This is a genomic window from Glaciimonas sp. Gout2, from assembly GCF_035018905.1.
Classification (GTDB): domain Bacteria; phylum Pseudomonadota; class Gammaproteobacteria; order Burkholderiales; family Burkholderiaceae_D; genus Glaciimonas.
This window is the reverse complement of record NZ_JASJXA010000167.1, coordinates 1-201: the sequence shown is the minus strand read 5'-3', so window position 1 is coordinate 201 and position 201 is coordinate 1. Positions and strand designations below refer to the sequence as shown.

Here is a 201-nt window from a genome sequence, read left to right as displayed (position 1 = left end):
ATGCAGCTTCTTTTCCCACGCGGCAACGATGGCGCGACCGGCGGCGTCGTCAGTAATAACCTGACCGCCCAGCGATTTCCAGATCACGGTATAAGCACTGCTAGCGCGCTCTTGCAGGGTTTTCGTCATGCCGGATGTGTCGGCCCAATCGGACAGCAGTTGATCCAGCAAACCGCGCTGTTCTTCTCGTGTGGTGGCGGC

The 201-nt window shown here is 59.2% G+C and carries 1 protein-coding gene; it reads right to left on the bottom strand.

Going from position 1 to position 201, the window contains the following annotated elements:
- A partial coding sequence (locus QN379_RS23625; protein WP_323507792.1) for a hypothetical protein occupies nt 1-201 on the bottom strand: 201 nt, incomplete at both ends.